Below are 9434 nucleotides of genomic sequence, written 5' to 3'. Positions count from 1 at the left end.
GTAAGTAGCATAAAAATGCTTTATTCATTTTGATGAATATTTGTACTTGTTTAATTCTCTGTAGTGGTTAAAATTTACACATCTTTAACACCTACCCCCACATTCACTAGGAGGCGACCATGATTATTTTCCCGATGCATACATGTTGTGCGCACTTTAGTGATACTTCAAAAAATTCAACACAATAACAGCCATCCGCTGTAACTCAGGGCCGCGGATACTGTCGCGGTTACTTGCAGTAAAAGTTTGATCTCGTCAGCATCTGTGACCCTCCAATATTAACTATGGAGAGTTAAATTATGCGCCAATCCGTTTATTTACGCCTAGCTGTACTATTAGTTCGTGCTGATCTTCACCGTGAGCAACAAGCATGGCGACACGCAAATCGTCGAATTGAAGTGGATTTTCCACACCTTACTGATCACTTGCTAAGAGATATCGGTATCGGTAAAGATCGTCGTCTAGAGGTTGAGTTTGGGGCATCTCTTGCTCAACGCAAAACACGTCACCTCCGACGAGAGTTTCGATCCAGACAGCTCACGTAATAGCAGCCCTGTCGCTATTACGTATGAGAGTGACAGGGCTGAATAAATAATACCAGATAATCATCCCCGCCTATGCGGGGATGGTTCGTTATGGACAAGGGTTAGAATATTGCACACCGACTTCGGCGAGATCCTGTAAAACATCGTCAGTTAGGTTGAGATCAATACTCTTGATATTGGCATCCAATTGGTCAAGATTCGTCGCCCCAATAATGTTTGCTGCGACAAAAGGACGTTGATTAACAAAAGCTAATGCCATTTGTGCAGGATCGAGCCCATGTTTATGGGCGATGTCGACATAGGCTTGTGTTGCGGCGACGCCTTGTGGGTTGAAATAACGTGAGAAACGCTCGAATAAAGTACACCGTGCTCCTGCAGGTTTAGCACCGTTGAGGTATTTACCACTTAGCGTCCCAAATGCTAGTGGTGAGTAGGCTAAGAGCTCAACACCTTCGTGATGGCTAATTTCAGAGAGCCCGACTTCGAAACTGCGGTTGAGCAAACTATAAGGATTTTGGATTGAGATCACGCGGGGAAGATTGTGTTTCTCGGCTAATTTTAGGAAGGACATTACGCCCCAAGGCGTTTCATTGGAGAGGCCAATGTAGCGAATTTTCCCAGCTCGTTGTAATTCAGCCAATGCTTCTAGCGTATCCAGAATAGTCACGCCTGAATTATCTTCTTTATATTCATAGTTCAGTTGACCAAAGCAGTTGGTTTCTCGTTGCGGCCAATGCAGTTGGTATAGGTCGATGTAATCTGTTTTTAAGCGTTTAAGGCTGGCATCTACGGCATCATGAATATTACGGTGATCAAGTGCCATATTATCGCGGATATACGGTAGGTTACGTGGCCCGGCGATTTTCGTTGCCAATATTACTTTACTGCGTAGTCCGGTCTTTTCAAGCCAATTGCCAATATAGGTTTCTGTTAACCCTTGGCTTTCTTTATTGGGAGGGACTGGGTACATTTCAGCTGTATCAATAAAATTTATCCCGCGCTCAAAGGCGAAATCGAGTTGGTTATGTGCTTCTGATTCTGTGTTTTGTTCACCAAAAGTCATGGTGCCAAGACAAATCTTGCTGACTTCTAGTGAGGAATGGGGAATGCGGTGATATTTCATTAGCCCTCCTTGGACTGCAAGTACCATAAATATGCTGCATGCACTGTCCCTGCGGTTGTTCAACAGGCGGTGAGGTAGTATCACCCTAGCGTGCAAGCGAAATAGCATTTGTTGGCAGGGTATATCTTATTAACTTAACGGGAGTTTATGCAGAAGTCGACCGCCATTTACTTGCTGAGTGAGGGAATGTGACACATAGTTAAACTCATGCACAATCGACAGGATGCGACTGATGAAGTTAACGCAGCTAAAGCACTGGCTGAAATCGCCGCAGCAACCCAAACCGAAATGTATCGTAACAAGTCATGCTGGTATGGCGGATTACTTGATGGAGATTGAGTTTAAGCACCAGTTAGTACCATTAAAAGATGACGCAGATGGCATGCTCACATTTCGGAATATGGAGCAAGTTGGTGAGCTTTTAAAACCTTTAGGGATAGATACTGTAACGCTACGAGTCATTGACCCTTATGATGAATTTTCATCTGATAATCAACTATCTTGTTGTCACCAAGACATGACGATTACTCTGTAATGTCAGAGCGAATGAGCCATGTTTAGATGATGAAATGTTTGGCGAGAATGGCTGCGGTGAAGTGAGTCTTTATATAAAAACCACGAGGGAGTGTTTTTATTGGTTGGCCATTGGCGCCGTACGCTTCCGTTAGTGCTTTATTATTGGCAGCTTTGGGGCGTAATTGCAGTACTTCACCATGTTTAGCCGTAATAAGTTCTACTTGGCCTAATACAATCATGTCCATGAGCTCTTCCCAGTCTTGGCGAAGCTGGTTCTCTTCTTCTTCTGATGGTTGCCATAATAGTGGTGATCCAACATGGCGATCCGCTAGCGGAATATCACGTTCCCCTTCGACGGGCACCCATAATACCTTGGCCAATTTATGTCGAATGTGGCTGTTTTCCCAATTTAAACCATGTAATCCAATCAGTGGTGCGACACAAACAAAGGTCGTTTCCAATGGTCTGCCGTGATAGCCAATAGGAATTGTTTTAAGCTCTATGCCTAACTCGATAAAGTCAGGAACGGGTTTGCTGCCCGCGCTTGCCCCTAAGTGCCACTCAAGTAACTGACCAACCCAACCTTTATCTCGACGCAGATCGGGTGGCGGAATGATCCCTGCTTGGGCTGCAAGTTCCCCGAGTGTTAGGCCAGCTAACGCTTGTGCGCGGCTAAGCAGTTCTTGTTCAGTCTGGGGTGGTAAGGGGGTAGAAATACGCGTCATACTGGGCATCTTCAGAGTTAACATTTTCGGGTGATGTTACGTGAATATTTTATCATAAGTGACGGACGTATTGATGATAAGCGTGGCTGGATCTTTGTGGCGTTATGGTGGTTCTTTGAACGATCCTAATGTTACGAGGCATTTTTTTTGATGAGTGTCGGTGCCATCGATTATTGGTTTTATATTAACTGCATGATACTAAGGTAAAAAATTACGTTATAGAGTTAAGGGGGACGTGTTTTTCACTTTTTTATTTATGACTATAAATGGCATTATCATGATCCGCAGGAAAGATATCCACAGGAGTTTTGCCTAAAAAAAATACAACACTGGCTTCTGGATATATACACAGGGGTTTGTTGGGTTTTTAAACGATATGGCGAGGCTGTTACCACTGCAAAGATTGCCGTAATGTGGATAATTCCACAATTGATGGATCTTTGACCAATCCGTTTTTGATGGTGTTTTAGTCACTTGATGTCTATTCACTGTATAAATAAAACTGCGTTAAGTGTATGTTTTTATTTTTATTTATTATTATTCGTTTGTTTTTTGAACTTGATTGTTTATTGTTGATAAGGTGCTTTATTCACGTAAAGCCTGCTTCTTCACAAATCTATCCACAGAAAAAGTGAATAAATGTGGGTTACCTCTCACTTAGCTGTTTATAAAACAACCTCCATTGTTGAGTTATCCAGAAACTGAGTGCTAAGTAGGAAAAAACAGTTAATAATTCGAATGTTTGTTAACCTTTTGCCCGATCTATGAAAAAATCAGGCGTAATAGAGATTTATAATGAGGTCGTCCAGTGATAGATGGCGATGGATACCGTCCTAATGTCGGGATAGTTATCTGTAATAGCCACGGCCAGGTATTCTGGGCTCGACGATATGGACAACATTCTTGGCAGTTTCCACAAGGTGGCATTGATGAAGGGGAAACCCCAGAACAAGCCATGTACCGAGAATTGTATGAGGAAGTAGGGCTTACCAAAAAGGATGTAAGGATCATAGCCTCCAGCCGCCATTGGCTGCGCTATAAATTGCCTAAACGTCTAGTGCGGTGGGACTCGAAACCCGTTTGTATCGGGCAGAAGCAAAAATGGTTTTTGCTTAGCCTAGAATGCGATGAGTCAAAGGTGAATATGCAGCGTGGGAGCACGCCGGAATTTGATGGTTGGCGATGGGTCAGTTATTGGTATCCGGTGCGTCAGGTGGTGTCTTTTAAGCGCGATGTATACCGACGTGCACTAAAAGAATTTGCCGCAGTGGCGATGCCATTTAAGGAACGTAAAGAGCGTAGAGTGAAGCGTCACAAGGGTCGCCGTTAAGCTTGCAGATGCCCACTCTAAAGTAAGGCGCAAAACAGCTTATGCTGACACAGCTCAGAGAAATTGTAGAAAAAGTTGCCAGTGCTGAAACCCTGATCGATGCGCTCGACCAGTTAGTGATCAGCACCTGCCAGGCAATGAATACCGATTGTTGCTCGGTGTATATCGCTGACTATAAACGTCAGGAATACACCTTGATGGCAACGCAGGGCCTTGTCAAAACCCGACACCATGTTGGCATGGGTTTTGACGAAGGCTTAGTCGGGTTAGTTGGCCGTCGTGCCGAACCTATCAATATCGCCAATGCGCGATCGCATCCCCAATTTAAACACCTACCTGGTACGGGAGAGGAGCACTTTGGTTCTTTCTTTGGTACCCCGATAACGCACCAGCGTAAAGTGTTAGGTGTACTGGTTATTCAGCAAAAAGATCGCCGTGAGTTCGATGAAAGCGAAGAATCCTTCATGGTGACACTCGCGGCGCAGCTCGCGGTGATCCTTGCCCATGCTAAAGCACAAGGTATGTGGCCAGATCAGCATGATGGTTTGCATTTAATTGGTTCTGCTTCGTCGCAAGGGGTCGCAGTTGCGAAAGCATGGTGGGATGATAACCAGCCACGTTTAGAGCACGTATTACCTGCCTCTTCACTTAATTTAGATAATGAGAAAGAGCGTCTTACGATTGCAATTGATCTGGCGAGTAATGAATTTCGTCGGCTACGTAAACGTTTTGATAGTGAGCTTCATAAAGAAACATTGGCGATTTTTGATCTGTTCAGCCATCTGCTCAATGATCCTATGTTACGTAAAGATCTGTTTGCGAAAGTGGCATCGGGTGATCAAGCTGAGTGGGCAATCCGTCAAGTGGTGGAAGCGTATTCGACTCGTTTCTCTAATATGAAAGATGCGTATCTCAAAGAGCGTGCGCATGATATTCGTGAGCTCGGTCAGCGCCTGTTGTTCTTTTTGCAAAATGAAGATGTCATTGAATATCAGTGGGATGAACCGCGTGTACTGTTAACGCGAGAATTAACTGCTGCAATGTTGGCGACCATTCCTCGCGATAAATTGGCAGGGGTAGTGGCACAAGAAGGTGCAGCGAACTCACATGCTGCAATCTTATCTCGCGCTCTCGGTATTCCTGCGATTATGGGGGTCGATTTTATCCCTGAGAAAATCCATAACTGCCAAGTGGTTGTTGATGGTTATCGCGGGGATTTTTTGGTGAATCCCAATCGCCATGTATTAAAAGAATACCGACGTTTATTACGCGAAGAAAATGAGTTAGACAAAACGGTCGAAAGTGCATTAGCTAAATGTGCGGTTACCAAAGATAACCAGCGTGTTTATGTTCACCTTAATGCAGGTCTGAGTGCCGATACCAGTATTGCTGTAAACCGTGGTGTCGATGGTGTCGGTTTATATCGGACAGAGGTCCCTTTTTTATTGCAGCGCAGTTTCCCTTCTGAGGAAGAACAAACGGCACAATATCGCTCTATTCTGGCGCTATACCCGAATAAACCAGTGGTGATGCGGACCCTTGATATTGGTGGTGATAAGCCTCTACCTTACCTATCCATCGAAGAAGATAATCCTTTCCTCGGCTGGCGTGGTATTCGATTTACCTTGGATCATCCCGAAATATTTTTGATCCAAGTACGGGCGATGTTAAAAGCCAGTATTGGTTTAGATAATATGGATATTTTGCTACCGATGATCTCTGGGGTAGCTGAATTAGATGAATCGATTATTTTGATTGAACGTGCGTTTGAGGAAGTGAGCAAACATGCGCAGCAACAGGGTAAAGTACTGCATCGTCCTCGCTTAGGGATCATGATCGAAGTGCCTTCAATTTTGTATCAATTGCCAGCGTTGAAAGGCAAAGTAGACTTCATTTCGGTGGGAAGTAACGATTTAACCCAATATTTATTAGCTGTTGATCGGAACAATGCACGGGTTGCCAATGTCTATGATGCATTACACCCTGCAGTTTTACATGCATTGAAGCATATTTTAACGTCTAGTCAGCAACTTGGTATTCCTGTTAGTGTGTGTGGCGAGTTGGCAGGTGATCCTGTTGGTGCGCTGTTGCTGGTGGGCATGGGCTATCGTTCGCTGAGTATGAATACGCGTAACGTAGCCAAAATTAAATATATCCTTCGTCAGATCACTTCTGATGAAATGTCGGCATTGACGCAACAAGTAATGATGTCGTCTTTGGCGACGGATGTTAGAGCGACAACAACTCGTTTCGTCGAAGACAAAGGTCTTGGCGGCTTTATTCGTGCAGGTAAGTAGGGTCAATAAATGGAATCCACGTTATGGCTGTTTGCCATGTGCTTGGTGCTAGGTAGTGTTGTAGGTTTACTCGCTGGCTTGTTAGGAATTGGCGGTGGCTTACTGGTGGTGCCCGCGTTAGTGTGGTTATTACCGCAGGTTGGTATTGCCAATGACATGGTCATGCATATCGCCCTCGCGACGTCATTAGCCAGTATCGTGCTGACATCGGGATCATCTGCGCGCAATCACCTGCGATTAGGTAACGTTGATCTTAAAGTGGTAAAGATGCTGGCGCCAGGTATTGTGCTTGGTGGCTTGGGCGGCAGCATTATAGCTGAACTTGTCCCTGCGGCATTGTTGCCAAAGATTTTTGCGGGGATAGTCCTGTTCCTTGCCTTGCAAATGTTAGCGTCGATTCGTTTTTCGACCCACCAACGCACATTACCTAGCTCGACGAAATGTATCTGTAGTGGTGGTGTGATTGGTGTTGTGTCAAGCCTTGCCGGTATTGGTGGTGGTTCACTTACTGTGCCTTATTTAAATTGGCATGGTCTTGAAATGCGCCGTGCGATTGGCAGTGCTTCATTGGCTGGAGCAATTATTGCTGTTGCCGGTATGCTAGGCTTTATTGCAGCTGGTGTGGGAGATGAAGCGCTACCCCCGATGAGTGTGGGTTATGTTTATTTACCCGCTTTAATTGGGATCGTCTCGACATCAATGTTAACAACCCGCTATGGTGCAGCATTGGTAAGTAAAATGCCGACGCCAACGTTAAAGAAAATATTCGCTGTTTTTTTACTTTTTATCAGTTTCAAAATGTTCATCGGTTAATCCCGCTGAATAACACAATGAGATAACTTGAATGAGCCAAGGATTTTTTACATTCCCTAATATCGACCCGATATTAATTGAAATTGGTCCGCTAGCAATTCGCTGGTACGGATTAATGTACCTACTCGGTTTTGTGTTTGCTATGTGGTTAGCCAACCGTCGTGCAGATAAACCGAATAGCGGTTGGACACGCGAGCAAGTTAGCGACTTATTGTTTGCTGGTTTTCTTGGTGTTGTACTTGGCGGGCGTATTGGTTACGTGCTGTTTTATAACTTTGGCTTGTTCTTAGATAATCCTCTTTACCTATTCCAAGTATGGACTGGAGGCATGTCCTTCCATGGTGGTTTACTTGGTGTGATCACGGCAATGTTCTGGTACGCCTATAAGAATAGCCGTACTTTCTTTGGGGTTGCAGACTTTGTTGCGCCACTTGTGCCGTTTGGTTTAGGTGTTGGCCGTTTAGGTAACTTTATTAATGGTGAGCTTTGGGGCCGAGTGAGTGATGTGCCTTGGGCGATTGTATTCCCAACGGGAGGGCCACTGCCTCGTCACCCTTCACAGCTGTATGAATTCTTCCTTGAAGGTGTTGTGCTGCTGATTATCCTTAATCTCTTTATCCGTAAGCCACGTCCTGCGGGCGCAGCATCAGGCTTGTTCCTATTTGGTTACGGTAGCTTCCGCTTTATTGTGGAGTACTTCCGTGAGCCGGATGCGCAGCTTGGGTTATTTGGCGGTTGGATCAGCATGGGCCAAATATTGTCGTTGCCTATGGTGATCGGTGGGCTGTTAATGATGTTATGGGCGTATAAAATGCAGCCTAAAGGCAAAACTGCATAAACACCCTCTTAAATAGAAGAAAAGAGCAGCTTATTAGAGCTGCTTTTTTTATGGCTGGTTTTCAGGAGAACATGGTATTTCTTCAAAAAACAAACGCGATTTCTGGTAAGATCGGCCACAATTTTTCGAGTAGCCGAAGGTGTTTTCGCATTCTTTTCGGTTTAATGACGAGCGAGTAGAACGATGAAGCAGTATTTAGATCTCTGTCAGCGTATTGTTGACGACGGTGTTTGGATTGAAAACGAACGCACTAACAAACGTTGTTTAACCGTTGTGAATGCTGACTTAACGTTCGATGTCGCCAATAACGAATTTCCACTGATCACCACCCGCAAAAGCTTTTGGAAATCGGCGATTGCAGAGTTATTGGGCTACTTACGTGGATATGATAACGCGGCTGACTTTCGTGCATTAGGGACTAAAACCTGGGACATGAATGCCAATGAAAACCAAGCATGGTTGAATAACCCGCATCGTAAAGGCCATGACGACATGGGCCGAGTATATGGTGTACAAGGCCGTAGTTGGCAAAAGCCGGATGGCACAACTATCGATCAGCTGCGTAAGATTGTCGATAACCTGTCTAAGGGCATCGATGACCGCGGTGAAATTATGACGTTCTATAACCTAGGTGAATTTGATTTAGGATGCCTTCGCCCTTGTATGCACACCCACACCTTCTCGCTACTTGGCGATACGCTGCATCTCACAAGTTACCAGCGTTCATGCGATGTGCCGCTAGGCCTAAACTTCAATCAAATTCAGGTATTCACCTTACTAGCCTTGATGGCACAAATCACAGGCTTGAAAGCAGGTAAGGCGTACCACAAAATTGTTAATGCTCACATTTATGAAGATCAATTAGCGCTCATGCGTGATGTTCAACTTCAGCGTGAGCCGTTTGCATCACCACAATTAATCATCAACCCTAAAATCAAATCGCTTGAAGATTTAGAAACGTGGGTAACAATGGATGATTTTGAAGTCGTGGGTTATGAGCATCATGAAGCGATTAAATATCCATTTTCTGTATAAAAGCTGAGTTGGTTTGTGCGAGTTAAGTAATGAAAGTTGCAGCTGTACATTAATAGTCTCCTCAATATATTCGTTATTAGCTCTAACTAATCATCATTAAAAAAGCCCCGTGAGAATCATCTCACGGGGCTTTTTGTTGTGCGCCGAGCATGGTGTCAACCTAGGAGGTGAAAGTCCTCTACGTGCCTTGTCGAGCAGGAAGCGTTAGCCTA

9 protein-coding genes are annotated in these 9434 nt (G+C 44.6%); 7 read left to right on the top strand and 2 right to left on the bottom strand.

The window, feature by feature from the left end; genetic code table 11:
- Window positions 1-299 precede the first annotated feature (299 nt).
- Window positions 300-545: a hypothetical protein gene (locus ASV53_RS20490; RefSeq protein ID WP_062691267.1), complete on the top strand. Its 246-nt coding sequence runs from the start codon at window positions 300-302 to the stop codon at window positions 543-545.
- 88 nt (window positions 546-633) lie between these two features.
- Here the strand turns inward: ASV53_RS20490 and ASV53_RS20485 are convergent, their stop codons facing one another.
- Complete coding sequence (locus ASV53_RS20485; RefSeq protein ID WP_094958462.1) at window positions 634-1668, bottom strand: NADP(H)-dependent aldo-keto reductase; 1035 nt, start codon at window positions 1666-1668, stop codon at window positions 634-636.
- 232 nt (window positions 1669-1900) lie between these two features.
- Here ASV53_RS20485 and ASV53_RS20480 point away from each other — a divergent pair, with 232 nt between their 5' ends.
- Window positions 1901-2203, top strand: coding sequence for a DUF6482 family protein (locus ASV53_RS20480; RefSeq protein ID WP_094958461.1), 303 nt, complete (start codon window positions 1901-1903; stop codon window positions 2201-2203).
- A gap of 22 nt (window positions 2204-2225) precedes the next feature.
- Here the strand turns inward: ASV53_RS20480 and mutH are convergent, their stop codons facing one another.
- Window positions 2226-2909, bottom strand: coding sequence for a DNA mismatch repair endonuclease MutH (gene mutH / locus ASV53_RS20475; RefSeq protein ID WP_062691270.1), 684 nt, complete (start codon window positions 2907-2909; stop codon window positions 2226-2228).
- Between the two features lie 808 nt (window positions 2910-3717).
- Here mutH and rppH point away from each other — a divergent pair.
- The 5 genes from rppH (at window position 3718) to ASV53_RS20450 (ending at window position 9222) form a co-directional block, all read left to right on the top strand.
- Complete coding sequence (gene rppH / locus ASV53_RS20470; protein WP_062691271.1) at window positions 3718-4239, top strand: RNA pyrophosphohydrolase; 522 nt, start codon at window positions 3718-3720, stop codon at window positions 4237-4239.
- Window positions 4240-4280: 41 nt separating this feature from the next.
- Complete coding sequence (gene ptsP / locus ASV53_RS20465) at window positions 4281-6536, top strand: phosphoenolpyruvate--protein phosphotransferase (RefSeq protein ID WP_094958460.1); 2256 nt, start codon at window positions 4281-4283, stop codon at window positions 6534-6536.
- A 9-nt stretch (window positions 6537-6545) separates the two neighbouring features.
- Window positions 6546-7349 carry a sulfite exporter TauE/SafE family protein gene (locus ASV53_RS20460; RefSeq protein WP_094958459.1) on the top strand — a complete coding sequence of 268 codons (804 nt, stop codon included), beginning with the start codon at window positions 6546-6548 and terminating at the stop codon, window positions 7347-7349.
- Window positions 7350-7380: 31 nt separating this feature from the next.
- On the top strand, window positions 7381-8187 hold the full coding sequence (lgt, locus tag ASV53_RS20455) for a prolipoprotein diacylglyceryl transferase (RefSeq protein WP_094958458.1): 807 nt from the start codon (window positions 7381-7383) through the stop codon (window positions 8185-8187).
- Between the two features lie 183 nt (window positions 8188-8370).
- Complete coding sequence (locus ASV53_RS20450) at window positions 8371-9222, top strand: thymidylate synthase (RefSeq protein WP_094958457.1); 852 nt, start codon at window positions 8371-8373, stop codon at window positions 9220-9222.
- The last annotated feature ends 212 nt before the right edge of the window (window positions 9223-9434 follow it).

The sequence above is a fragment of the Photobacterium sanguinicancri genome (genome assembly GCF_002265265.1).
Taxonomy (GTDB): domain Bacteria; phylum Pseudomonadota; class Gammaproteobacteria; order Enterobacterales; family Vibrionaceae; genus Photobacterium; species Photobacterium sanguinicancri.
The sequence above is the reverse complement of the archived record's forward strand: the minus strand, read 5'-3'. Positions and strand labels throughout refer to the sequence as shown.